22 protein-coding genes are annotated in these 24749 nt (G+C 65.2%); 12 read left to right on the plus strand and 10 right to left on the minus strand.

The features are described 5' to 3' along the window. Nucleotides 1-248 precede the first annotated feature (248 nt). Nucleotides 249-2156, plus strand: a complete 1908-nt coding sequence (locus ACZ0BA_RS22715) for a HAMP domain-containing methyl-accepting chemotaxis protein (RefSeq protein WP_463453429.1) — start codon at nt 249-251, stop codon at nt 2154-2156. A gap of 62 nt (nt 2157-2218) precedes the next feature. Here the strand turns inward: ACZ0BA_RS22715 and ACZ0BA_RS22720 are convergent, their stop codons facing one another. Next, nucleotides 2219-2923 (minus strand): glutathione S-transferase N-terminal domain-containing protein, encoded by a 705-nt coding sequence (locus tag ACZ0BA_RS22720; RefSeq protein ID WP_463453430.1) that lies wholly within the window; start codon nt 2921-2923, stop codon nt 2219-2221. Between the two features lie 155 nt (nt 2924-3078). On the opposite strand from ACZ0BA_RS22720, the gene ACZ0BA_RS22725 reads away from it, so the two are divergent. The 3 genes from ACZ0BA_RS22725 to ACZ0BA_RS22735 all read left to right on the plus strand — a co-directional run bounded on the left by ACZ0BA_RS22725 (nt 3079) and on the right by ACZ0BA_RS22735 (nt 7055). Then, complete coding sequence (locus tag ACZ0BA_RS22725; RefSeq protein ID WP_463453431.1) at nt 3079-5181, plus strand: TonB-dependent siderophore receptor; 2103 nt, start codon at nt 3079-3081, stop codon at nt 5179-5181. A 122-nt stretch (nt 5182-5303) separates the two neighbouring features. After that, nucleotides 5304-5618: a hypothetical protein gene (locus ACZ0BA_RS22730; RefSeq protein ID WP_463453432.1), complete on the plus strand. Its 315-nt coding sequence runs from the start codon at nt 5304-5306 to the stop codon at nt 5616-5618. A gap of 87 nt (nt 5619-5705) precedes the next feature. After that, nucleotides 5706-7055, plus strand: a complete 1350-nt coding sequence (locus ACZ0BA_RS22735) for a GGDEF domain-containing protein (protein WP_463453433.1) — start codon at nt 5706-5708, stop codon at nt 7053-7055. 51 nt (nt 7056-7106) lie between these two features. Here ACZ0BA_RS22735 and ACZ0BA_RS22740 read toward each other — a convergent pair whose 3' ends face one another. From ACZ0BA_RS22740 to ACZ0BA_RS22750, 3 genes are all read right to left on the minus strand, one after another. Next, nucleotides 7107-10106: a bifunctional diguanylate cyclase/phosphodiesterase gene (locus tag ACZ0BA_RS22740; protein ID WP_463453434.1), complete on the minus strand. Its 3000-nt coding sequence runs from the start codon at nt 10104-10106 to the stop codon at nt 7107-7109. Nucleotides 10107-10192: 86 nt separating this feature from the next. After that, the gene (locus ACZ0BA_RS22745; protein WP_463453435.1) at nt 10193-11374 is read right to left on the minus strand and encodes an ATP-binding protein; all 1182 of its coding nucleotides are present in this window, start codon (nt 11372-11374) and stop codon (nt 10193-10195) included. Nucleotides 11375-11376: 2 nt separating this feature from the next. Beyond that, a complete protein-coding gene (locus tag ACZ0BA_RS22750; protein WP_463453436.1) occupies nt 11377-11754 on the minus strand; it encodes a response regulator in 378 nt (125 codons plus the stop codon). 253 nt (nt 11755-12007) lie between these two features. Here ACZ0BA_RS22750 and ACZ0BA_RS22755 point away from each other — a divergent pair, with 253 nt between their 5' ends. The 4 genes from ACZ0BA_RS22755 to ACZ0BA_RS22770 all read left to right on the plus strand — a co-directional run bounded on the left by ACZ0BA_RS22755 (nt 12008) and on the right by ACZ0BA_RS22770 (nt 14958). After that, nucleotides 12008-13297, plus strand: coding sequence for an MFS transporter (locus ACZ0BA_RS22755; RefSeq protein WP_463453437.1), 1290 nt, complete (start codon nt 12008-12010; stop codon nt 13295-13297). Nucleotides 13298-13376: 79 nt separating this feature from the next. Continuing rightward, complete coding sequence (locus ACZ0BA_RS22760) at nt 13377-13598, plus strand: ParD-like family protein (RefSeq protein WP_463453438.1); 222 nt, start codon at nt 13377-13379, stop codon at nt 13596-13598. Continuing rightward, a complete protein-coding gene (gene map / locus ACZ0BA_RS22765; protein ID WP_463453439.1) occupies nt 13595-14362 on the plus strand; it encodes a type I methionyl aminopeptidase in 768 nt (255 codons plus the stop codon). The genes ACZ0BA_RS22760 and map overlap by 4 nt, the downstream gene beginning before the upstream one ends. 77 nt (nt 14363-14439) lie before the next feature. After that, a complete protein-coding gene (locus ACZ0BA_RS22770) occupies nt 14440-14958 on the plus strand; it encodes a nucleotidyltransferase family protein (protein WP_463453440.1) in 519 nt (172 codons plus the stop codon). 15 nt (nt 14959-14973) lie between these two features. On the opposite strand, the gene ACZ0BA_RS22775 is transcribed toward ACZ0BA_RS22770, so the two are convergent. The 4 genes from ACZ0BA_RS22775 to ACZ0BA_RS22790 form a co-directional block, all read right to left on the minus strand. Further along, the gene (locus ACZ0BA_RS22775) at nt 14974-15798 is read right to left on the minus strand and encodes an alpha/beta fold hydrolase (RefSeq protein WP_463453441.1); all 825 of its coding nucleotides are present in this window, start codon (nt 15796-15798) and stop codon (nt 14974-14976) included. Nucleotides 15799-15900: 102 nt separating this feature from the next. Further along, complete coding sequence (locus ACZ0BA_RS22780; RefSeq protein WP_463453442.1) at nt 15901-16647, minus strand: LytR/AlgR family response regulator transcription factor; 747 nt, start codon at nt 16645-16647, stop codon at nt 15901-15903. Further along, complete coding sequence (locus ACZ0BA_RS22785) at nt 16644-17804, minus strand: sensor histidine kinase (protein WP_463453443.1); 1161 nt, start codon at nt 17802-17804, stop codon at nt 16644-16646. The genes ACZ0BA_RS22780 and ACZ0BA_RS22785 overlap by 4 nt, the downstream gene beginning before the upstream one ends. Nucleotides 17805-17830: 26 nt before the next feature. Further along, nucleotides 17831-18406, minus strand: a complete 576-nt coding sequence (locus tag ACZ0BA_RS22790; RefSeq protein WP_463453444.1) for a TetR/AcrR family transcriptional regulator — start codon at nt 18404-18406, stop codon at nt 17831-17833. A 131-nt stretch (nt 18407-18537) separates the two neighbouring features. On the opposite strand from ACZ0BA_RS22790, the gene ACZ0BA_RS22795 reads away from it, so the two are divergent. Then, complete coding sequence (locus ACZ0BA_RS22795) at nt 18538-19947, plus strand: amidase (protein WP_463453445.1); 1410 nt, start codon at nt 18538-18540, stop codon at nt 19945-19947. 83 nt (nt 19948-20030) lie between these two features. Next, nucleotides 20031-21074, plus strand: coding sequence for a diacylglycerol/lipid kinase family protein (locus ACZ0BA_RS22800; protein ID WP_463453446.1), 1044 nt, complete (start codon nt 20031-20033; stop codon nt 21072-21074). 9 nt (nt 21075-21083) lie between these two features. Here the strand turns inward: ACZ0BA_RS22800 and ACZ0BA_RS22805 are convergent, their stop codons facing one another. Together ACZ0BA_RS22805 and ACZ0BA_RS22810 are read right to left on the minus strand one after the other, a co-directional pair. Further along, complete coding sequence (locus ACZ0BA_RS22805) at nt 21084-21545, minus strand: DUF6328 family protein (protein ID WP_463453447.1); 462 nt, start codon at nt 21543-21545, stop codon at nt 21084-21086. Continuing rightward, on the minus strand, nt 21542-21772 hold the full coding sequence (locus ACZ0BA_RS22810; RefSeq protein WP_463453448.1) for a hypothetical protein: 231 nt from the start codon (nt 21770-21772) through the stop codon (nt 21542-21544). Before ACZ0BA_RS22810 ends, ACZ0BA_RS22805 begins: the two co-directional genes overlap by 4 nt. A 128-nt stretch (nt 21773-21900) precedes the next feature. On the opposite strand from ACZ0BA_RS22810, the gene ACZ0BA_RS22815 reads away from it, so the two are divergent. Further along, nucleotides 21901-22908 (plus strand): SDR family oxidoreductase, encoded by a 1008-nt coding sequence (locus ACZ0BA_RS22815; protein ID WP_463453449.1) that lies wholly within the window; start codon nt 21901-21903, stop codon nt 22906-22908. 237 nt (nt 22909-23145) lie between these two features. After that, nucleotides 23146-24687: an FAD-dependent monooxygenase gene (locus ACZ0BA_RS22820; RefSeq protein ID WP_463453450.1), complete on the plus strand. Its 1542-nt coding sequence runs from the start codon at nt 23146-23148 to the stop codon at nt 24685-24687. Nucleotides 24688-24749 lie beyond the last annotated feature (62 nt).

Consider the following 24749-nt stretch of genomic DNA (forward strand, 5'->3'; position numbering starts at 1 on the left):
AGATCAGAATTTGTCTGATGGTTGCGCATTTCGAAAGGGAATGTGGTCGCGATGGTGGTGGATTTCTCCTCATGCCCGCAATGGGCACGGCACGTAGCAGCTTGCATAGCCTCACCGCACCACGACCCGAAACGCCGCTTGTATATCGCTAGCCTCCGCGCCGCTTGTCCGGCATCCGTTTTTGCTTTTCCACGAACCATCGCCTGTGCGTCGCGCACATCGGCGATGCATCCGCTTTAGGAGAAACTATGTTTTCAAACATGAAGGTCGCCACCCGGCTGGCGCTGGGCTTCGGCGCGGTGGTGCTGTTGTTGTTGGTGCTATCGACGGTCAGCATCACGCGCATGGCGGCGATGGACAAGGACACCGATCTCATCATGGAGGACCGTTATCCCAAGGTGATCCTGGCCAACGAGGCGGCCATGCGCACGCTCGACAACGCCCGTCAGGTACGCAGCATGCTGCTCACCACCGATGAGGAAGAACGCAACAAATACAAGGCGACGGCCGAGGTCAACCGGGCGAAGGTGGCCGACGCGTTAAGCAAGCTCGACAAGCTAATCGACAGCGAGAGGGGCCGCCAGCTGTTCAAGGAGATCACCGACAGAAACGCGGTGCTGAACCCGGCCTACAACGAACTGTATAACCTGATCAAGAACGACCCCAAAAAAGCGCTCGCTTATCTGAAGGAGGATTTCGTCGTGATCAACAGCGCCTATCTGGGCGCGCTCGAGAATCTGGTCAAATTCCAGAACGAGCTGATGGACAAGGAGCGCATCGCCGCCAACGCTAACTACGAAACCACGCGCACGGTGATCTTCACCTTGTCGGCGGCGGCGGTGCTGATCGCGATCGTGCTGGCGTGGCTGATCACGGCCAGCCTGGTAAAGAGCCTCGGCGGCGAGCCGAGCTATGCAGCCGATGTGATGCGCCGCATTTCCGAAGGCGACCTCAGCGGCGAGGTGCGGGTCAAGCCCGGCGACCGCGGCAGCCTGCTGCTGACCATCAAGCAGATGGTGGCGAAACTGACGCAGGTGATCGACGGCCAGCGCGTGGTGGTGGAGGCGGCCAACCGCGGCAACTTCGGCGCGCGCATCGACCTCAACGGCCTGCAGGGTTTCCAGCGCGACATGGGCGAGAGCCTGAACCAGCTTGCCACGACCACCGGCAGCAGCATCGACGATGTGGTGCGGGTGATGGGCGCGATGTCGGAGGGCGACCTGACGCAAACCATCGACAAGCCGTACGAGGGCGCATATGGCGAGCTGAAGAAATACGCCAACAACACCGTCGCCAAGTTGGCGCAGGTGGTGTCGGAAGTGAACGCCAACGCCGAAGGCCTGGCGGCCGCCTCCGAGGAGGTCAGCGCGACGGCCAATTCGCTGGCGCAGGCGGCCAGCGAACAGGCCGCCGGTGTCGAGGAAACCTCGGCGTCGGTGGAACAGATGACGGCGTCGGTGGCGCAGAACACCGACAACGCCAAGGTGACCGACGCCATGGCCAGCCGCGCGGCGTCCGAAGCCACCGAAGGCGGCGAAGCGGTGCGCTCGACGGTGTCGGCAATGAAGCAGATCGCCGCCAAGGTGCTGATCATCGACGATATCGCCTACCAGACCAATCTGCTGGCGTTGAACGCGGCCATCGAGGCGGCCCGTGCCGGCGAGCACGGCAAGGGCTTCGCCGTGGTCGCGGCCGAGGTGCGCAAGCTGGCCGAGCGCAGCCAGATCGCCGCGCAGGAAATCGGCGAGGTCGCCACTAGCAGCGTCAGCCTGGCCGAGCAGGCCGGCCAGATGCTGGGCGCGATGGTGCCGAACATCAAAAAGACGTCCGAGCTGGTGCAGGAGATCACAGCCGCGTCGGAAGAGCAGTCGTCGGGCCTGGCACAGATCAACAGCGCCATCGCACAGTTGAGCCAGACCACGCAGCAGAACGCCGCCGGCTCGGAGCAACTGGCGTCGACCGCCGAGCAAATGAGCAGCCAGGCCGAGGAGCTGCAGCAGGCGATGAGTTTCTTCCGGATAGGTCACGGCGCCGGCGGCAACGCCAGGAGCGGCGTGCCGCGCCTGCAACCGCGCGGCGGCGTCAAGCCAGCGCCGGTGCGCCAGGTCGAGATGGCCGGCGTCGGACCGGACGAGTCGAAATTCGTCAAGTATTGAGGTGACCACCCCGGGCGGATGACGGTTACGCCGCATCCGCCCGACATGTATGTGTGGTCCGGTTAGCCGCGCTTGGGTATCTCCAAGCCCTTCGCCACCGCCGGACGCGCAACGAACGCCGCCAGTGCCCGCGTCACATGCGGGAAGTCGGCGATGCCCACCAGGTCGCCCGCCTGATAGAAACCGATCAGGTTGCGCACCCACGGGAAGGTGGCGATGTCGGCGATCGTGTACTGGTCGCCAACCAGCCATTCGCGCGTCGCCAGACGCCCGTTCAGCACCCCCAGCAAACGCTTGGACTCGGCCACGAAGCGGTCGCGCGGGCGCTTGTCCTCGTAATCCTTGCCGGCGAACTTGTGGAAAAAGCCCAGCTGGCCGAACATCGGTCCGACGCCGCCCATCTGGAACATCAGCCACTGGATGGTTTCGTAGCGCCCGGCGGCGTCGGCCGGCAGGAACTGCCCGCTCTTTTCCGCCAGGTAAATCAGGATCGCACCGGATTCGAACAGCGCCAGCGGCTTGCCGTCCGGACCATTGGGATCCACGATGGCCGGAATTTTGTTGTTCGGATTGAGCGACAGGAATTCCGGCGAGGTCTGGTCGTTGGTCTCGAAGTTCACCAGATGCGGTTCGTACGGCAGGCCGGTTTCCTCCAGCATGATCGAGACCTTGACGCCGTTGGGCGTGGGCAGCGAGTACAGCTGGATGCGGTCGGCGTGCTGGGCCGGCCATTTTTGCGTGATCGGGAAATGGGTGAAATCGGTCATGACGTGCCTTTCGAATATGCGTCCCACAAAATAGCAGAAATCCCGAATACGGGTCCACCTCCCCCTGATTTCGGCGCGCAAAGCTGAAGCACCAATGCAAATGAGAATGATTATCATTTATAATATGAAACCTCTTTCATTGCCAATGGATCTCCATGTCTTTTCGTCCCACCGCGCGTCTTGCCACCTTGAGCTTGCTGTTCGCCCCCCTCGTCCATGCCCACGCCTCCAGCGATGAGGCCGCCGCCACCGCCACCACCGATACCGCCTTGCCGCAGGTAACCGTCGTCGCCGACCGCGCCGCCGGCCAGTACAACCCGCAGCACAGCAGCGGCGCCACGCGCACCGACACGCCGCTGCGCGAAGTGCCGCAATCGGTCCGGGTGATGAGCCAGCAGCAGATCGAGGATCTGGGCGCGCTGCGCCTGGCCGACACCGTCGACTTCGTCAGCGGCATTTCACGCCTCAACGATTTCGGCGGCACCTGGGACAACTACGCCATTCGCGGTTTCAGCAGCACCGACATGGGTTTCCTGGTCAACGGCTTTCCCGGCTCGCGCGGCTACAACCCGCCGCGCGACACCGCCACCGTCGAGCGCTTCGAATTCCTCAAGGGACCGGCGTCGGCGCTTTACGGCAGCAGCGAGCCGGGCGGGACGATCAACATCGTCACCAAGAAGCCGAAGTTCACCCCGCGCCACGTCGCCGAGGTCAGCCTGGGCAGCCGGGGCTTGCGCCGCGCCACCGTCGACAGCACCGGCGCGCTGAGCGCCAGCGTGGCCTACCGCATCAACCTGATGACGGAGGAGGGCGACAGCCGCTCCACCTTGCTCCACAACAAGCGCACCCTGGTGGCGCCGGCGCTGACCTGGGTCATCGATCCGCAAACCATGCTGAACTATGAAGCGGAATTCCTGCGCGCCGACACCCCGCTCGACCGTGGCACCATCAACGTGCGCGGCGCGCTGTTCACGCTGCCGCGCGATCGCATCCTGAATGAACCATCCGACGGCAACATGGCCCTGGGCAGCGACACCCACCAGCTGACCCTGGACCGCGCATTGTCGGACCACTGGCGCACGCGCCTGGGCGCCAGCTACAAGGAAAGCACGTTCGACGGCAACTACACCGAGGCCACCGCGCTGGCGGCCGACAACCGCACGCTCAACCGCCAGGCCACGTGGCGCCAGCTGCCGTCGCGCGACGTTTCGGTGCAGGCCGAGGTCGAAGGCAAGTTCGACACCGCCGGCATCGGCCACACCGTGCTGGTGGGCGCCGAAGCGTCGCGCCTGTGGATGAACACCGAAATCCTGCGCTCGGCCAACACGCCGATCGACATTTACAATCCGGTGTACGGCGCCCCGGCGTCGGCGCTGACCAACCGCACCTCCAGCTCGGACGAGCGCCAGCGCGTCAAGGCGGTGTTCGCGCAAGACCAGCTCAGCCTGTCGCCGCAGTGGAAACTGCTCGGCGGCCTGCGCTGGGACGAGTACAACCAGGACATCGACAACCGCGTTGCCAGAACGGTGACGACCAAGCAGCAAAGCGCTGTGTCGCCACGCGCCGGGCTGACCTTCCTGCCCAACGAATGGAGCTCGCTCTACGTCTCGGCCGGCAAATCGTTCCGCGGCAACAGCGGCACCGACATCAACGGCAGCCCGTTCGACCCGCAACGCTCGACCTCGTACGAGGCCGGCTGGAAACTGCAGACGCTGGACCAGCGCCTGGGCGCCAACTTCGCCGTCTACGACATCACCAAAACCAACGTGCTGACCGCCAGCGACGTGCCCGGCTACTCGGTCGCGGCCGGCAAGGTCAAGAGTAGCGGCGCCGAGGCCGACGTCTACGGCCAGCTCGACGCCAACTGGCGCGTCAGCGGCAATCTTTCGTGGGACGACGCCCGCGTGGAACAGGACAAAACACTGGCGCGGGGCACGCGCCTGACGAACGTGCCGAAAGTAAGCGCCGGCCTGCTGGCCATCCGCGAAGCCGTGCTGGACAACGGTGGCCGCTACGGCATCGGCGGCGGCGTCAACTACGTCGGCGACCGCTCCGGCAACACCGCCGACACGTACACGCTGCCGGCCTACACCACGGCCAAGCTGGTGAGCTACTGGCAGATCAGCAAGAAAGTGCGGCTGTCGCTGGACGTGCACAACCTGTTCGACCGCAACTACTATACGGCCTCGTGGGGCAACCTGTATGTCATCCCCGGCGCCGAGCGCAGCATCGTCACGCGGCTGAAAATCGACCTGTGAAAAAACAGGCGGCGACGGCCAGCGGTGCGTCGCCGCCCGCATGCTTCTGCTAAGGTTTCAATCAAGGCCAGGCACGCGCGGGTGCGCGCTTGGCTTATCCCATCCAGTGCGGAGGAGGTTGCATGGAAAAGTTTCTCATTGTTTATCGCGGCGCTCCCGGCGGCACGTCGGAAGCGTCGGAACATGATCCGGCCAACTGGTCGAGATGGTTCACCGCGCTGGGCTCGGCGCTGATCGACCGTGGCAGCCTGACCCACAACAGCGTCGAAATCTCGACCCGGCTGCTCGGTCCCAAGCTGTCCGGCAGTACGCTGTCGGGCTATTCGGTGGTGACGGCGGCCGACTTCAACGCGGTGGTCAGCATCGCCGAGGATTGTCCTATTTTCGACGAACACGGATGGGTCGAAATCGCCCGCCTGACCGGTCCGCCGGCCTGACGCGGACAGGGCGGCCGGATCAGTGTATATTCGCGGGATTAATAAATTGCTCTATCGAAAGATCGAGCAGCGCCCGATTGTTCCGTGATGCCAAATCCGCTTTCCCGTGAAACTCCGCCGCCCTCTGGCACCCCGCGCGCGCCCGTGGTGATGCGTTACGCCACGGCGGTGCTGATGGCGCTCACCGTCGGCCTGATCGCCTGGCATCATTACGGCATGGAGCGGGTGATCGAGTTCTCCGACGCCAGCAAGCGGCCGGTGGAAGCGCTGGGCGACGCCATCATCGGCGGCAGCAGCGTGGCCACGCTGGAACGCAAGGACGGCCTGTTGCGCATGCGCTGCCACCTGACGCGCAAGATCGATTGGCCCAACTGCAAATTCCTGTTCCTGACCACGCACACCTCTAGCGGACTCGATCTGTCGGCGTTTGAATCGGTCAGCCTCGACGTCCGCTATGCCGGCCCGGGTCCGCACGCGATGCGCCTGATGCTGGGCAACTTCGAGCCGGGGGTGTCGACCCAGGGCGACTGGATGTCGCAAAAAGTCAACGAAGTCGAGCTCAAGATGCTCGACCGCGGCGAAGTGCGCATCCCGCTCAATGTGTTCCGCACGGCGGGCTGGTGGATCGACTACAAGCACGTGCCGCTGGAAGATTCGGGCGTGCGTCTCGACAACGTCACGCGCATCGAGCTGATGACCGGCGCCCTCAACGAAGTCGGCGAGCACGTCATCGATTTGCGCGCGATCCGCTTCCATGGCAAATGGATCAGCCAGGACCGCCTGTATCTGCTGCTGATGGGTGCGTGGATACTATGCGCGGTCAGCTGGCCGCTGATGGCATGGTTGCAACTGCGGCGCCAGCTGCGCCACAGCAGCAAGCGTCTGAATCTGCTGAGCGAGGTCAACCGGGCGTTGCAACTGGAGGCACGCGAGCTTGCCGAGCAGGTCAACACCGACCCGCTGACCGGCGCACTGAACCGCCAGGGACTGCGCGCCGCGCTGATGGGCACGCCGGCGATGCTGAACGCGCCGATGTCGGTGGTGTTCACCGACATCGACCATTTCAAGCGCATCAACGACCAGCACGGCCATGACACGGGCGACGCCGTGCTGCGGCAATTCGCCGCCGAGATCACGGCCGGCATCCGTTCGAACGACAAGCTGGTGCGCTGGGGCGGCGAAGAGTTCCTGATCATCTGCGCGGGCACCAGCGCCGAGCAGGCGCGTGTGCTGGCGGAAAAACTGCGCACCGGGCTCAAAAACGCGAGCTGGCCGATCGAGTCGGGCATCACGGCCTCGTTCGGCGTGGCCGAGCTGACACCGAACGACGACATCGGCGACGCCATCACGCGCGCCGACGAAGCCCTGTACGCGGCCAAACACGCCGGCCGCGACCGCGTCATGGTCGATCCGTCGCCAAAGAGCCGGGCGGCCTGAATTACAGGCGCCACTGAAGTGGTGTCCGAAGCGATCGAGTCGGGCTTGCAGCTAGCTGGTCTCGCACTGGGCGCGGCTGGCATGACGATGGGCGCGGCCGGCTTTCACATCGGCCAGCAGCGCGCCGATCTGCTGGCCCGTATCGACGATCGGCCGCCCGCCCGAGCGCGTGTAGCGGAGGACGGCGCTGCCCGGCAGCCGCCTGTCGTCCCGCAGCAACTGCCCGAACGCCTCGGTGGCCAGCGGCCGGCTATAGAAGTAGCCTTGCATCAGGTCGCACCCTTCGGCCCGCAGGAAATCCAGTTGCGCCGCGTTCTCCACGCCTTCGGCGATGACCTCCAGCCGCAAACTGTGCGCCAGGGTGATGATGGCGCGCACGATGGCGGCGTCGTCGGCGTCGATGCTCAGTTCGCGCACGAAGGACTGGTCGATCTTGAGCACGTCGATCGGGAAACGCCGCAGATAGGACAGGCTCGAGTAGCCGGTGCCGAAATCGTCGATCGAAATATGCACGCCAAGCGACTTCAGGTTGCGCAGCACGTCGATGGCATGGTCGACGTCGTGCATCACCGTGCCCTCGGTCAGCTCCAGTTCCAGCAGCGACGGGATCATGCCCGTTTCGCGCAGCACGTCGGCGATCGATTGCACCAGCGATTGCTGGGCGAACTGGCGCGGCGAGAGGTTGACCGCCACGCGCAGCGCGCCAAAGCCGGCCTTGTGCCATGCCATGGTCTGCAGGCACGCGGTGCGCAGCACCCAGGCGCCGATCGGCACGATCAATCCCATTTCCTCGGCCAGGCCGATGAAGCGGGTCGGCGCGATCATGCCCTCGGTCGGATGGTTCCAGCGCACCAGCGCCTCCATGCCGATGATCTTGCCAGTGCTTAAACTGAGCTGCGGCTGGTAGTGCAGCACGAACTCGTCGCGCTCGAGCGCGCGGCGCAGGTCGGTTTCGATCTTGAGCCGGTCCAGCGTGCGTTCGTTCATTTCGGCCGTGTAGAACTGGAAGGCGTTGCGGCCCAGCTCCTTGGCGCGGTACATCGCGATGTCGGCGAAACGGGTCAGGCTCTCGGCGCTCTCGCCGTCGGTCGGGTAGGTGGCCACGCCGATGCTGCACTGGATCACGAACTCGTGTCCCTGCACCATGATCGGCTGCGCGATCGCCTCCATGATGCGGGTCAGCACGGTGACGCCGGTGCCGTCCTCGGGATTGTCGGGCAGCACCAGCATGAATTCATCGCCGCCGACTCGCGCCACGGTGTCGGTTTCGCGCACGCACGCCAGCAGACGCTCGGCGACGATTTTCAACAGCATGTCGCCGGCCTCGTGTCCCAGGGTGTCGTTGACGAACTTGAAGCGGTCCAGATCGAGGAAGGCGACCCAGAACGCGCTGTTCTTGCGCCGTCCGCCGGCGATGGCGTCGTTCAGGTGCTCGCGCAGCAAATTGCGGTTGGCCAGCCCGGTCAGGCTGTCGTGCGTGGCCTGGTATTCGATCTCGGCCTCGTAACCCATTGCCGCCGAGATGTCGTATTGGGCGACGACAAAGTGGCTGACCTCGTCATGCTGATCGCGCACCGGCGCGACGAACAGGTCGCTCCAGTAGCCGCTGCCGTCCTTGCGGTGGTTACGCACCAGTGCGTGGCCTTCGCTGTGGTCGCGCAGCGCGGTGTGGATCTGTTCGATGTTGCCCTGGTACTGGCTGCTGCCATGCAGGAAATCGAGTCCGCGTCCCATCACCTCGTCGGCGCTGAAGCCGGTGATGCGCTCGAACGCCGGATTGACGTACTCGATCGCGTGCTCCGGCCCCCGGGCGCTGCACAGGATGATGGCGTTGGCCGACACCTCGATCACCCGTTCGCGCAGCCGCAGCCCCTGCTCGGTCTGGGCGCGCCGGGCCAGGTCCTCGGCCAGCCGCAGGTTGGCGAATTCCAGCGTGGCGGTACGGGCGCGCGTGGTCCGTTCGATCACACCCTGGCGCGACACCAGCGTGTAGATATAGGCGGTCGCCAGCAGCGTCGACAGCAAGCCGCCCAGCAGCGCGTATTGCGAACCGTTGTGGCCGTCCGCGAAGAAGGTTTCGGTTTGGGCCACCTCCAGGCGCAGCGTTTGCTCGGCCAGTGCGAACGACGAGATCACCGGCGCCGGGCGGTCGTAGAACAGCCAGGCGGGCAGCCAGCGCAAGGAGGAAGCGTGGGCGGCGGTGGCGAAGGCGGCGGCGGCATCGCCGTGGCTGGCGATCAGGCGGGGCGCTTCGCCGGGGGCGGCGGCAAACAAGCGCATGCCGACGTCTTGTTGCGCCGGGAAACCGCGCGCCGCGAGCACCGGATCGAACAGGCGGTCGACGCGCAGTTCGGCGACGAGCTCGCCGATGACGGCGCGCTGGCGGGCGGCGGCGTTGTCGAGCGGCGCGCCCTGCCAGAACACCGGCGCCACCACGCGGAACCCCTGGTGCCGGGTGGCGGCAAACAGCAGCGGCAACACGCTGGTGCCGGCGCTGCCGCCACGCTCGCGCGACGCGCGGCGGGCCTCGGCCAGCTCGGCCAGCGGCGCCGTGTCCAGTCCCAGGTGGGCTTCGTTGCCGAACGACGGCTCCAGGTAATCGACCGCGAGGTAGCTGTCGCGCACGGCGGCGCCGCGCACGCGCCCGTCGACCAGTTCGGTCAGCGTGAAACCGGGCACACGGCGGCGCATCGCCGCCTCGTAAGCGGCACGATCGCCGTGCTGGATCAGGCGCTGGAAGCCGAGCGCCTGGATTTGCGGCGATTGCTTCAGCAGCGGCCCGCTCAGCCGATGGAATTGCTCGCGGCTGATCAGGCCGAAGGTGGCGAACACGCGCTGCAGCACGTCGACCTGTTCGGCCGCGTCGCGCACGCCGCCGACCACGGCGTTGATGCGCAGCTTGGCGTCTTGCTGGAATTGCACGGTCTGCCGGGACGTCTCGACCCGCCGGACGCTGACGAACAGCACGGCGGTCAGCGCCAGGCCGACAAATAGTGTGATCAGGGCCGACAGCGACACCGAAATGCGCACGCGCGTGATGAGCTTTTGCATTGCATCTCCTGGTCGCGGTCAGCCGGCTCGGCCGGGTCGCGGGAATGGTGAAAAATCCGAACTACTCGTTTTAACTACCGGCTCAACTACTCGCTCGACACCAACTGCGGCTGAAGCTCATCGCCGCTGCGCCGCGCCGGCGTCTGCCGTGGCAAGCGGATGGTGAACGTGACGCCGTCGTCGGGATTGGAGGCCACCGCGATCCTGCCGTTGTGCGCGCTGACGATCTCTTTGACAACATACAGGCCCAGGCCCAGGTTCTGCATGCGCGCGCCTACCCGTTCGCTGGCGGGACGGATCGCGAACCGTTTGATCGGGTCGAACAGCGTGCGCAGCTTGGCCGGCGACAGCACATCGGCCTCGTTGCGCACCTCGTACACCACCTCGTCGGCAAAACCGGTCAGCGTGACGCGGATCACGCTGTTCGGCGTGCTGTGCTGGATCGCATTCGACAGCAGGTTTGAAAACGCCTGCCCCATGCGCTGGCCGTCCCACGCGCCAAGCATGTCGCCCTCCGCCTTGAAGTCGAACTGGCGGTCGGGATGGAAGATCCTGGCCTCGTCCATCGTGTGCACGCAGATCTCCATCAGGTCGACCGTGCGCGGATCGATCGGGATGCCGTCACCCAGGTGGGTGGTGGAAAAGTCGAGCAGGTCGCGCACGATGGCGTCCATGCGCTTGGAACTATTCAGGATACGCAGTCCCACCTTGAGCGCCTTGGACGGCAAGGTCTGATCCATCAGCAGCACCTGCGCGCCCATGCTGACCGCGCCCAGCGGCGTGCGGACGTCGTGCCCGAGTATGGCCAGGAACAGGTTTTGGGCTTCGCGCAGCATGCGCGAATACCGCGCCATCGACTCGGTCTGGGCCTGGTCGATCGCCTCGTTGAACCGGATCACGTCCCCCAGGCTTTCCGGGGTCGTGTGCCGCGCATCCCGCGCCCACAGCCGCAGCACACTGGAGCGTAGCGCCCGGTACTCGGCCATCACCTGCTCGCCGGAGAACCCGGCAGCGACGCGCTCCTCGGCATGCCGTTCGGCGGCGGTGTTGGCGCTGGCCGCAAGCGCCAGCCCCTTGGACTTGGCGATGCTCTCGTGCTCGGCCTGCGGCGTCTCCAGATCGGCCGCGATGACGCGCAACACGTCCGCCGCATGGTCGCGCAGTTCCACCCTGGTGGCGTCCTCGAGCGGGGCCAGCGAGGCGGCGAACTCTTCCCACTCTTTTAATATGGGTTCAAGATTGGCCAGGATAAATGTAGCTAATCTCATCATCAGCCCGGGACCAACTGCGGGCATGCTTCGCCCTGCAGCAGCTTCTTGACTTCCGACAGCAGCGACTCGGCCAGGAAGGGTTTGCAAAGGAAACCGTCATAGCTGTCCCCGTGGGCGACCTGGTTGCGCAGCGAGCCGCTCATGAGCAGGATCGGCAGCACGTCGCGTGTGTAACGCTTGCGCAGTTGCTCGCTGAGCTCCAGGCCGGTGCGACCCGGCATGATGCAGTCCGAGATCAACAGATCCGGTTTGTGGCGCGTGATTTTCATCAGCGCCTCCTCGGCGTCGTGCGCCACCTGCACCTCGTAGCCGGAACTCTCCAGCACCATCAGGCAGGCGTCCGCCAAATCCATGTCGTCTTCCACCACTAAAATCATCGCAATCTCCGGTATCTCGCCTTTGGCACCGAAGACTTGCTCGGCAGGGGGAAAAGCTGACCCCTTGCGCAGTGTCAATTATTTCCTAGTGGAACTCCGTACGCTACCGTACATTGCCTAAAGTGAATTTTTTTGGCGGGCCCGACCGCCCGCCGGTCGCCTTGGCCGGGGCGTGCTGGACTATACTCGTGGTCCCACGGGGGCCAACGCTCCCGCCGCGACCGTTCGCACTAACCGCCCAGCCCCTTCCGCAATGATCAATATCTCCGGTAACGACACCCCGCCCCGCATCCGCCGCCGACAAACCCTGGCGCTGGTGCTGCTGGTGGTGTGCGGCGTCATCAACTACCTCGACCGCGCCACCCTGGCAGTGGCCAACGAATACATCCGCGCCGACCTCGGGCTGTCGCTGGGCCAGATGGGCCTGCTCCTCTCGGCCTTCTCGTGGAGCTACGCGCTGTGCCAGTTGCCGGTCGGCGCGCTGGTCGACAAGATCGGGCCGCGCTGGCTGCTGGGCATCGGCCTGGTGGTGTGGTCGCTGGCGCAGGCCGCCGGCGGGCTGGCAGTGACCTTCGGCTGGTTCGTGATCGCCCGCATTGCGCTGGGCATCGGCGAGGCGCCGCAGTTTCCGGCGGCGGCGCTGGTGGTCAGCAACTGGTTCCCGCCGCGCTCGCGCGGCACGCCGACCGGCGTCTACAATTCGGCCTCGCCGCTGGGCGTCGCGCTCGCGCCATTGTGCCTGGCGCCGCTGATCGCCGCCACCAGCTGGCACTGGGCGTTTTTCGTCACCGGTGCGATGGGCCTGGTGGCGGCGGTGGTCTGGGTAGCGCTGTACCGTGATCCGGCGCCGGCGCAGCTGAGCGCCGAAGAACGCGCTTATCTGGAGATGGGGACGGCGGGCGCCGCCGCGTCCAGGACCAGCTTTGCCGCTTGGCGCGCGCTGTTCCGCCACCGCACCACCTGGGGCATGATGCTCGGCTTCTTCGGCTCGGTGTATCTCAACTGGGTGTACCTGACCTGGCTGCCGGGCTACCTGCGCACCGAGCGGCATATGGACCTGGCGTACGCAGGGCTGGCGTCGTCGATTCCATTCATTTGCGGTTTCGCCGGCGCGCTGATCGCCGGATGGGCCTCCGACCGCGTCGCCAGCAGGGCCAAGTCGCAGATGTCCGGCCGCCGCAACGCGGTGGTGGTCGCCACGCTGGGCATGGTGGTGTTCACGGTGCCGGCCGCGCTGGTCGACAGCAACGTGCTGGCGGTCGCCTGCATCTCAATGGTGATCTTCCTCGCCAACGCCTCGTCGGCGTGCGCGTGGTCGCTGGCCACCGTGGCGGCGCCGCCCAGCCGTATCGCCTCGCTCGGCGCGCTGCAGAACTTCGGCGGCTTTCTGGGCGGCGCGCTGGCGCCGGTGTTGACCGGCTACATCGCGCAGACCTGGTCGTTCGTGCCGGCGCTGCTGACCGGGGCCGGCATCGCCTTCGTCGGCGCCATGTCTTACCACTTTTTGGTGGTGCGGCCGATCCCCGAAGACGAAAAGAGCTGAGCACGGGCCAAAAACGCGCTTGCGCTGCACCGTATGATGAATATACAATCCATATACACTTCGTATATAGGACTACTTCATGGGCATCGTAAACATCGACGACAATCTGCACGATCAGATCCGCAAGGCCAGCGGCGTCGGCTGCCGGTCGATCAACGCGCAGGCGGCGTTCTGGATCAAGATCGGCATGTTGTGCGAAATGAATCCTACGCTCAGTTTCAACGAGATCGTCGCCGGCGAGCTGCGGGCGGCGGGGGTCGGGGTCGATGTGGACACCCAGTTCCGGAGCGCGCTCGGATGACCAAGCGACCGGAGGAAATCGCGCTGATGGCGGAATCGGGCAAGCTGCTGGCGAGCGTGTTCGGCCATCTGGATCGATTCAAGCTGATCGGCATGTCGACCATGCAGGTCAACGACATGGTCGACAGCTTCATCGTCAATGAACTCAGCGCGCGGCCAGCCAGCAAGGGCCAGTACGGCTTCGCCTACTCGCTCAACGCCTCGCGCAACAACGTGGTGTGCCACGGCGTGCCGTCCACCACCGACATCCTCCGGGACGGCGATATCGTCAACTTCGATATCACCTTGGAAAAGAACGGCTTCATCGCCGATTCGAGCAAAACCTACCTCGTTGGCGAAGTGTCGCCGCTGGCCAAGCGGCTGGTGGAAGTGACCTACGAGGCGATGTGGAAGGGCATCAAGGCCGTGCGTCCGGGCGCCAGGCTGGGCGACGTGGGTCACGCCATCGAGCGCCACGCGCGGCGCAATGGTTACTCCGTCGTACGGGAATATTGCGGGCACGGCATCGGTCGCGAGATGCACGAAGCGCCGCAGGTGCTGCATTGGGGCAAGCCGCAGACGGGCCTGATGCTACAGGAAGGCATGGTCTTCACCATCGAGCCGATGCTTAACCAGGGCCGTCGCACGGTGCACACCGAGGACGACGGTTGGACCGTTGTGACGACCGACGGCAAGCTGTCCGCACAGTTCGAGCACACGGTGGCGGTGACGCGCAACGGCGTGCGGGTGCTGACCTTGCGTCCCGAGGAAAGAGCGTTGAACTGAAAACAGACGTCGACATGGTGCGCGAAGACGAGTTGGCGGAACGCCTGCGTGGTATCGCGCGATCTTCCGCGTGGTTCATGGCGGCGTTGGCAGCCGTGCGCGACCTGCGGTTAGCGTCGTGGTGCATCGGCGCGGGCGCGGTGCGCAATCTGGTGTGGGACGCGTTGCACGGCTATTCGACGCCGTCGCAACTGCCGGACGTGGACGTTGCTTACTTCGACGCATCCGACCTGGCGCCGGAAACGGAAGCGGGCCTGCAGCGTCGCCTGCATGCAGCGATGCCGGGCGTGCCCTGGGAAGTCACCAACCAGGCGGCGGTGCACCTGTGGTTCGAAGCGCATTTCGGACATGCGGTCGCGCCGCTGGCGTCGCTTCGGGAAGGCATCGCAACCTGGCCGGAATACGCCACCTGCGTCGGCATCGGCCTGAACCCGGATGGCTCCATGGAAGTCATCGCGCCGCATGGTTTGCACGATCTTTTCGATTGCGTGGTACGCCGCAACCCGACGCGGGTGAGCATGGAGACTTACCGTGCCCGTGTCGCGCAGAAAAGCTATGCGTTGCGCTGGCCGCGTGTGACGGTAATCATCGGCTGACTTCGCCTCTCGCCTTTATTGCCCGACAAATTTTTTATCGCGCGCCGGAGGAAGCACCTGCCGTATCGCGGCCGTGACGACTTCCGGCGACGTCAGCGCCATCTGGTGGCTCGAGTCGGCCACGACCGTCTTCGCCTTAGGATAGAGCGCGCGCACCGCGTCCCGGGTGGCGTCATCCATCCGGAATGCGCCGAAGTCGACCGCGATTGCCGTGCTGGAGGTCGGCTGGTTCACCAGCCGCACGATGGGCTTGTCGTCGATGCCCGGCAGCGCCAGGATCATGTCGCCCGTCTCGTCGATTTTCTCAATTTCGCGCCAGACCGACCGGGAAAAGGCCAACTGACCGGCGATGCGCGTCATCAGCGGAAAATCTTGTGCCTTCTTGACCATGCGCGGATACAGAGAGTCCACCAGTACCAGCGCCTTCACCTCGTCCGGATACCGCCTGGCGAACAGCTGCATGTACAGGCCGCCAAGCGAATGGCCGACCAGCACGTAAGGCGGCTTCAGTCCCTTGTGGCGCAAGATGCCGCGCAGCTCTTCCACGACCGTGCCGCCATCGCGCGGCGTGGCGGCCACCTCGCTGTTGCCATAGCCCGGCCGGTTGTAGACGAACACGGATGCCTCCTGGGCGAGCTGCTCGGGCACCGTACCCCATTTGTCGATCGTGCTGCGCGACCCGCTTTCGAACACCACCACGTCCTCCGACGTGGGATGACGCAGCGTCAGGGACTCGACCCGGCGGCCGTCGACAGTGTCGACCACTGGCGCGGCCGGCGCGGCAAAGGTTGGCGCGACGGTGACGGCGCAGAAAAGAAGGACCGATACGATCTTGAACATTGGCGTTTCCCTGGCAGAAAACACCAGCATCGCCGATGGCGCCCGCCTGCGCATCGGCTGTGCGACGAATCGACAGCCGACGCGACGAACGGCAAGCGCCGGCTACATCGCCTTGAACAAATGCACGAAAGCGCGGCTCACGGGCAGTTCGCCGGCATGTCCCCGCACGCGCAGGAACAAACGGCTGGCCTCGTCCCGGCGCGTGCCCTCGAGCCAGGCCAGGTTGATCAGTGTCGACCGGTGCACCTGCCAGAACTGCTCCGGATCGAGTTGGGCGGCAAGGTCGGTGATCGTGGTGCGGATCAGAAATTCGCCGTCGATGCTGGCAACCACCGTGTATTTGTCATCCGCCTGGAAAAAGCGCACGTTGGCGACGTCGATATGGTGGGCACGCTCGCCCTGGGACGCGAGAATGTAACGCAGCCGGGGACGCGGCGGGGCCGCCGTCAGTTGGTGCAGCGCCTGCGCCATCGCCGGGCCGGACGGCGCCATGGCGGGCGTCGCGCGCAGCCGTGCCACGGTGCGGCTCAGCCTTTCCGTGCTGACCGGCTTGAGCACGTAATCGAGCGCGGCATGCTCGAACGCCTGAAGCGCGAACTCGTCGAAGGCGGTGACGAACACCACCCGCGTATGGCCTTCGATTCCCTGCGCCACCTCCAGGCCGGACAGCCCCGGCATCTGGATGTCGAGAAACGCGATGTCCGGTTCGAGCTCGGCGATACGGGCGGCGGCGTCGACGCCATTGCGGGCGACGTGGACGATCTGCAATTCCGGCCACAGGGCCAGCAACTGGTCGCCCAGGTACTGCGCCAGGTGCGGCTCGTCGTCCGCGATCAGCACGCGCGTCATGCCGCCAACTCCGGCGGCGGCGGCGATGCGGCGGCGCGGCTGCGATAAGGTATATCCAGCACCACCTCGGCGCCGTTGTCGCGCGCTTGCAGTATCAAACTGGCATCGGCGCCGAACTGGGTTTGCAAACGCGAGCGCAGGTTGGCAAGCGCCATCCCGGCGCCGGGACGCAGCTGCTTGCCCGGCGCATTGAGCCCCATGCCGTCATCGACCACGCGTACCTCGAGACGTCCGGCGCGCACCACTGCACTGACCACCACGCTGCCGCCTTCAAGCTTGGGGGCGAGTCCGTGATGGATGGCGTTCTCCACCAGCGGTTGCAGGATCAGCGTCGGCATGACGGCCAGGCGCGCTTCGTCGCTGGCGTCGATGTGGAACCGCAGCCGGTCGTCCATGCGTATCTGCAGCAGGGAAAGGTAATTGCGCGCCATGTCGAGTTCGGCCTCGAGGGTGCTGTCGGTCTGGCGCAGCTGCGACAAACTGCCGCGCAGGTAGCTGGAAAACGTCTCGATCATCCGTTTCGCGCGGGGCGTGTCGTAATCCATCAGGCTTTGGATGTTCGCCAGCGTGTTGAACAGCAGGTGCGGCTCGATCTGCCCTTGCAGCAGACGCAGCCGGGCCTCGGTCACCTCGCTCTGCAGCTGCTGCTGGCGCAGGCGCGAGCGCCACCACACCCAGTTGACTGCAAGAACGAACAGGATGAACACGGCGAATTTGGTCAGCGCGGCCGGCAACGAGATGAACATGCCCCAGACGTTGAATCCCACGAGAATCGGCACGATCGTGAAGCCGATGGTCATGCCGAGAATGATGCCGATCAGCGCCAGCGCGGACAGCGCCATGCCCGCGCGAATATCCCTGACGTCGGACAGGCGCGCCACCAGATGCGGCGGCAGATACCGCTCGGCAAGCCGGAGCACGCCGAACAGCGTATGCACAATGCACAGGCAAATGCCGATGTTGGGCAGAATCGACGCCCACCACCAGCCCGGCCGGTCGACATGGCCGAACACGGCGACAAACGTCATCAATGCGAGCGCCAGCGCGACCGCGATGAGCGACGCGATCAGCAGGCGCGTGACGATAGAAACGTCATGCTGCGGGCGCAACTCCCACAAGGAACGCCAGCCTTCGATCAGCATCGTTTTCGTTGTCATAGAGATGGTTTACCGACAGCCGGGGCTTACGATGGCAACAGTCCGGCGCCCCGATAACTTTCGATCAGCGCGTCGAACAGCTGGATATCGGCGCGGCCGCGCGCCATGAGCTGGGCGCCGCCGACCGCCGCGAAAATGGCTTGCGCCCGCCGCGTGGCGTCGTCGGCGCCGACCACCTGCGCGGCCACCAGGGTTTTCGCCAGCCACGCGACGTTGACGTCGGCGAACGCTTGCACTTCCTGCTGCACCACGGCCGGCAGGTCGTCATACTCGGCCGCCATGAAACTGCCCAGGCACATGCGGTTGTCGTTTTCCAGCGAGCGGCGGAAGGTCTCGGGATAGCGGCGCAAGGAGGCCAGCGGGTCCCCCGTCTCGGCCGACAAGGCTTCCAAGGTCACGACCGAATCCTCCCAATAGCGCTTGGCGACGGCGGCCGCGAGATCGGCTTTGCTCGGAAAGTGATGGTAGAGGCTGGCCGCCTTGATGCCGACCTGCTCGGCCAGGCCGCGCACGTTCAAACCGCCGTAGCCATGCGCCTGCGCGATCCTGGTCGCCGCCGCCAGGATCCTGTCGCTCGAATTGCTTGTGGACTCGGTTTTCAAGAATTTTTCCTCGAACAGTGTTGACGAAGTCGATTATAGCGTATATCTTCCAGCCTAACGAACGTTAGTTAGATCAATTAACCAGCCCAAACCAGCGTTTTCCTACGACCACCATCATCGAAAGGCCGACTATGAATACCGAACTCTTTTACCAAGACGCCACCAAACTCGCCGAACTCATCCGCACCAAGGAAGTCTCGCCTGTCGAGGTCATGCAAGCGCACATCGACCGCATCGAGGCCGTCAATCCCCGGGTCAACGCGATTGTCACGGTTGCCGAGGACGCGCTCCGGTCCGCCAAGGCGGCGGAGGCGGCGGTGCTGTCGGGCGCCGAGCTGGGTCCGCTGCACGGCGTACCCTTCACGGTGAAGGATTCGATCGACACCGCCGGCGTGGCCACCCAGCGCGGCTCGCCGATCTTCAAAGGCCGCGTTCCCGACGCGGACGCCACCAGCGTGGCGCGCATGAAATCGGCCGGCGGCATCCTGCTGGCGAAGACCAACCTGCCGGAGTTCTCCTATTGGATCGAGAGCGACAACCTGCTCTCCGGCGCCTCAAACAACCCGTGGGACCTGACCCGCACCCCTGGCGGCTCCAGCGGTGGCGAATCGGCGGCCATCGCGGCGGGCATGTCGCCGCTCGGGCTGGGCACCGACCTCGCGATCTCCGTGCGCGGACCTGCCGCCCAGACCGGCATCACATCGATGAAAGCAACCCACGGCCGCGTGCCGATGACCGGCATCTGGCCGCGCGCGCCGCGCCGCTTCTGGCATGTGGGGCCGATGGCGCGCTCGGTGCGCGACATCGCGCTGGCCTTCTCGCAACTGGCCGGGCCGGACGGCAAGGATGCGTTCTCCAGCAGCACCACACAGTTCGACGCCGGGCTCGGCAATCCGCCGTCGCGTCCGCTGCGGGTCGGCTGGATGGTCGGCCCGGGCTTTGGTCCGGTCGATCCCGAGGTGGCGGCAACGGTCAAGGCGGCGGCCAAGGCGCTGCAGGACATCGGCATTTTTGTCGAACACGTCGGCATTCCGGCGCTGGAGCGCGATTTCGCCCTCGATGTGTTCAATAAGCTGCACGTGATGGAAATGAAGCCGGCGTTCGCTGCGGCCACGGCGGGCCGCAGCCAGGACGAACTCTACAAAATGGCCAAGACCATGCTGTCGTTGCCCGACACCTCGATGAAGGACTACCTCGAGGCCGAGCAGGCTGCCGAGCGCTTGCGCGACGGCTATGCCGATTATTTCTCGCGCTACGACGCCTTGATCACGCACGTGCTGCCGATCCCGGCGCACAAGCACGGCGTGGAAAGCTTCGTCATCGACGGCCAGACGGTGGACGCCACCTATCTGCAGGGCGCGACGGTGCCGCTCAACGTCACCGGTTTGCCGGGCCTGGCGATGCGTTTCGGCACCAGCAGCGGAGGGCTGCCGATCAACATCCAGGTCGTCGGCAAGTGGCAGGCGGAATCGACCATCCTGCACGTCGCATCGCTGCTGGAAGCGGTAAGCCCGGTTCGCGGGCTGCATCCGGCGCTGTAACGAGAGGGCATTCGGGCGAGAATAGCGGAAGAGTTCGTGTCTGTGTGCTAACGAGCACATAAAGCGGTGATGCCAAGGATACAATGGCTTGCCGCACCGCGCCGGTGATGATGGACCAACCGACCTCGCCCATGCCACCTACCGTTATTTCGCCCGACTCCCGCTTTTTCATTGCGCTTAACGCCGGCTCCGGCCATTCGGAGACCGAGGAACGGCGCGCGACCATCGAATCGGTGCTGCGTGCCGCCGGCCGGCAGTTCGAATTGACCATCATTGATCAGCCGGACACCATCGACCAGATCGCCGGCCAGCTTGCCAGGCAAGCGGCCGACGCCGGCGGCGTGCTGGTGGCGGCCGGCGGCGACGGCACCATCAACGCGGTGGCGCGCCAGGCGATCACGCACGGCTGCGCGTTTGGCGTGCTGCCGCAAGGCACGTTCAATTATTTCGGCCGTGCCCACGGCATCCCGGAAGACCTGAGCGAGGCGGTGCACGCGCTGCTGGCCGCGCGTCTGCATCCGGTGCAGGTCGGCATGGTCAACGACCGCGTGTTTTTGGTCAACGCCAGCATCGGCTTGTATCCGAAGATGCTGGAAGAGCGCGAGCAGGACAAGAAGCAGTTCGGCCGCAGCCGGCTGGTGGCGGCGCTGTCGGCGCTGAAAACCGTGTTGAGTCCGCATCGCCGCCTGCGTCTGGTGCTGCAAATCGACGGCCAACTGCAACGGCTGCGCACCGCCACATTCTTCATTGGCAACAATCGACTGCAAATGGAACAGATCGGCATTCCACCGATGAGCGCGGCGCTGGAAGACGGCCGGCTGGCGGCGGTGGCGCCGCGCACGCGGGGCAAACTCGGCATGCTGTGGTTGCTGCTGCATGGCGCGCTGGGCCGCATGGGCCGGCTGAACCAGCGCGACGAACTGACCACCTTCAGCTTCACGCAGATGCAGGTGAAGGTGAAGGGGCGCCGGTTGGCACGGCGCCGCCAGATCAAAGTGGCCCTCGATGGCGAAGTGAGCCATATGGACAACCCGCTGGAGTTCCGGGTGATGGAGGAGCAGTTGCTGCTGTTGAAGCCGGACAGCGCGCGGGCGCAGGATGCCAGGGCGGCGCAGGACCGCTCATAAGTGCCGGAGTCAGCGTTTTTTCCTCTTGCGCCACAACGACGGAATCAGGAACCACAAGCATACTAATATAAGCAGCGTCAGCGCGGCCACGGAAATACTCAACGGCCCCGACTCGCTCACCAACAGCAACACCACATAGATATCCAGCGTCAATCCGACAGCCAGCGGGAACAACGCGCAGCAGATCATCTTAGACGCCAGCGAGACCGTCGTGGCCGACACTTGATGCGGCTCGACGATGCGATGCCAGGCGGCCGGCATCATCACCATGGCGATCGCGACCACCACCGACAGCAGCGCGACGATATGCACCGCCTGGGTGGCGCCGGCCATGTCGTCGAACCGCTGATTGAACACCGCCATCGTCTGGAAACCGAACAAGGCCTGCACGCCGGGCAATACCATGCGGGCTTCCTCCAGGATATTGCCCATCTGCTCCTTGAGCGAGCTTGGTTGCGGCAGCGGCCTCATTTGCTGCGGCGTGAGCTCGATCGCGCGCTGCTGCTCTTGCGCCGGGAAGCCGAGCGGCTGGGCGGTTTGTGGGTATGTTTCTTGGTCTCGCCGGCTTCCGAACGCTGTTTGTTGACGATGCGCGACGCGACCTCCTCCTCCCGGCCTTTGTAACGGCCCTCTTTCTTGAACTTCCGCTCGATCTTTTTGTACTCGCGCTCGCGCTTTGGACTGGCACCGGTTGGCATGGCGTTCTCCTTTTTTAAAGTGGGTTGTCAGGATACTTTTTGATGCTGCGGCTGTATGCGAAGTTCCGCACAGTCCGCAGCCAAAAAAGCACGAAAGATGGCTACTCACCAATGAGAAAGGATCGACGATGACTACTCCCAACTCCTCGCGCCGCGCGCTGGTCGGCGCCGCCGCCACCGGCCTGATGGGCGCCGCCCTGGCGCCGGCACGCGCACAAAGCGGTAACGCCAGCGGTAGCGCCAGCGGCGCCGACATGCCGCCGAAAGACCCCGTGACCGCGTACCCGGCGCCGCCGTTCCCCAAGCAGCAACAGCCGTGGCCGGGCCTGACCAGCAAAATGAACCCGCGTCCGGACCATGGGGAAACCAGCTACAAGGGATCGGGGCGGCTCAAGGGCCGCAAGGCGTTGCTGACCGGCGGCGACTCCGGCATCGGCCGCGCGGCCGCCATCGCCTTCGCGCGCGAGGGCGCCGACGTTGCCATCAACTATCTGCCTGCCGAGGAAGCCGACGCCCGCGAGGTGGTGGCGCTGATCCGCGCCGAGGGCCGCAAGGCGGTCGCCATTCCCGGCGACATCAAGGATGAAGCCTTTTGCAAAAAGCTGGTGGCCGACGCCGCGCGCGAGCTGGGCGGCCTGGACATTCTGGTCAACAATGCCGCCCGCCAGTTCTCGCGCGACTCCATCCTCGACATGACCACCGCGCAGTTCGACGAAACCTTCAAGACCAATGTCTACGCGATGTTCTGGATCACCAAGGCGGCCGTGCCGCTGCTCAAGGCGGGCGCGACCATCATCAACACCTCGTCGGTCAACGCCTATGAGCCGAGCGAGAACCTGCTCGACTACGCCGCCACCAAGGGCGCGATCATGATTTTCACCAAGGGTCTGGCCAAGCAGCTGGCGCCGAAAGGCATCCGCGTGAACGCGGTGGCGCCGGGACCGTTCTGGACGCCGTTGCAGGTGACCGGCGGCCAGCCGGCGGACAAGTTGCCGGAATTCGGCGCCGACACGCCGATGAAGCGTCCCGGACAGCCGGCCGAACTGGCGGGCATCTACGTGCTGCTGGCGTCCAATGAATCGAGCTATTCCAGCGGCCAGGTGTTCGGCGCCGTCGGCGGGAGGGGCGGGCCTTGATTCATGCTACACTTTTGATGTCGAAAAAGGTGGGCCGGCGTGGTGAGCCCCGGCCAACTCCCAACCAGGAGTAATAATTTTCTCAGCCGCAAGGGCTGAGGACCACGACGAGAGCGGACGTGCGCCGATTTCTCGTGGAACTTTTTTGACTTGTCACTGCCATCCCACGGCAGTGGCGGCGTTCTTGCGGAATCGACCCACGTCCTTGGTCAGCCATTGGCAAGAAAGGTCGTTCCCATGTTGCATACTCCCATCCTCGTCGTCGGCGGGTCCCTAGTCGGACTTTCCGCCTCGTTATTCCTCTCGTGGCACGGTGTCGCCCACATCGTCATCGACAAACACCCGGGCAGTTCACCCCATCCCCGAGCGCTCGGCTTTACCGAAACAACCATCGAGCATTACCGCGCCGTCGGCATCGCCGATCAGATTCCGCAAGTGCCGGCCGGCACACGCTTACGGCGCGTCACCGTCGATAGCCTGGTCGGCGAATGGAAAAGCGAGCAGGCGTGGACGCCCGGCGAAGCGCCGGTTCGCCCGCTGGAGCAATCTCCCTGCACCGGCGCGGCCATCGCGCAGGACCGGCTCGAGCCGATACTGCGGGCCGCCGCGTGCGAGCGGGGCGCCGATCTGCGCACCAGCACCGAGCTCACCGGTTTTGAATCGAACCAGAACGGCGTGCTGGCGCACGTCCGCGACCGTACCGACGGCCGGGAATACGACATCCGCGCCGACTACCTGATTGCCGCCGACGGCGCCAACAGCGCCGTCAGGGAACAGCTCGGCATCACCCGAAGCGGCGTCGGGCATCTAGGCGTGCTGCGCAGCGTACTGTTTCATTGCCCGGCGGCGGACGCCTTCCTGCAGCGTGGCGCGCAGCAATTCTCCATCGAGCAGGAGGGTTTCCGCGCCTTCCTCACCACCTACGGCGACAGCCGCTGGGTGCTGATGCTGGATGGCGACGACGAGCGCACCGAGCACGAACTGCAACTGGCGATCCGCCGGGCCCTGGGCGCGGATCTGGCGTTCGACATCATCACGACGGGACGATGGGAAATGGCGGGCCGCATCGCCGATACCTATCGCCAGGGCCGCGTTTTCCTGGCCGGCGACGCGGCGCATCAACTGCCACCCACGCGCGGCGGTTTTGGCGCCAACACAGGCATCGACGACGTCTGGAACCTGGCATGGAAACTCAAGCGTGTACTGGCGGGCCGGGCGGCGCCGGCCTTGCTCGACACTTACGACGCCGAACGGCGGCCCATCGGCTGGCTGCGTCACCAGCAGACGTTTTCCCGGCCCGACTATGCGGGCCGAGCGGGCGCGCGCTTCATTCCTGAACCCCTGTTCGGCAACGACGCAATGGAGTTCGGCCAGCTGGTTCGCTCCGCAGCGGTGGCGGGCGCCGGACCGGAGTTGCCGGCCGCCGCCGCGCCGGCGCAATGGGCGGGACAGCCCGGCACCCGCGCACCCCACGTGTGGCTGGACAGGGCTGGCCGACGGATATCGTCACTCGATCTGTTCGGCAAGGAATACGTGCTGATCTCGGAGAACGCGGACTGGCTGGCGCTTGCCGGCGATTTGCGGCTTCAGCCTGTCCGCGTCGGTGGCGACGTGGTGTTTCCGCCATCCCAGCCGTTCGATGAGATTTTCGGCGTTCCGCGTGCCGGCGCAACAGTCGTGCGGCCGGATGGCGTGATAGGCTGGCGTAGCCCTAGCGCGCCCGACCAGGATGGCATCGACGCGTTGGCGGCCACGTTAATGGCTGGGCTGGTCAACTAAGCGGTATGCCCCCGCCGGCAGGATCTGTGCAAGTACGGCGCAGACTTATGCCGGCGGTTTAC

It is taken from the genome of Duganella sp. AC917 (assembly GCF_979258245.1).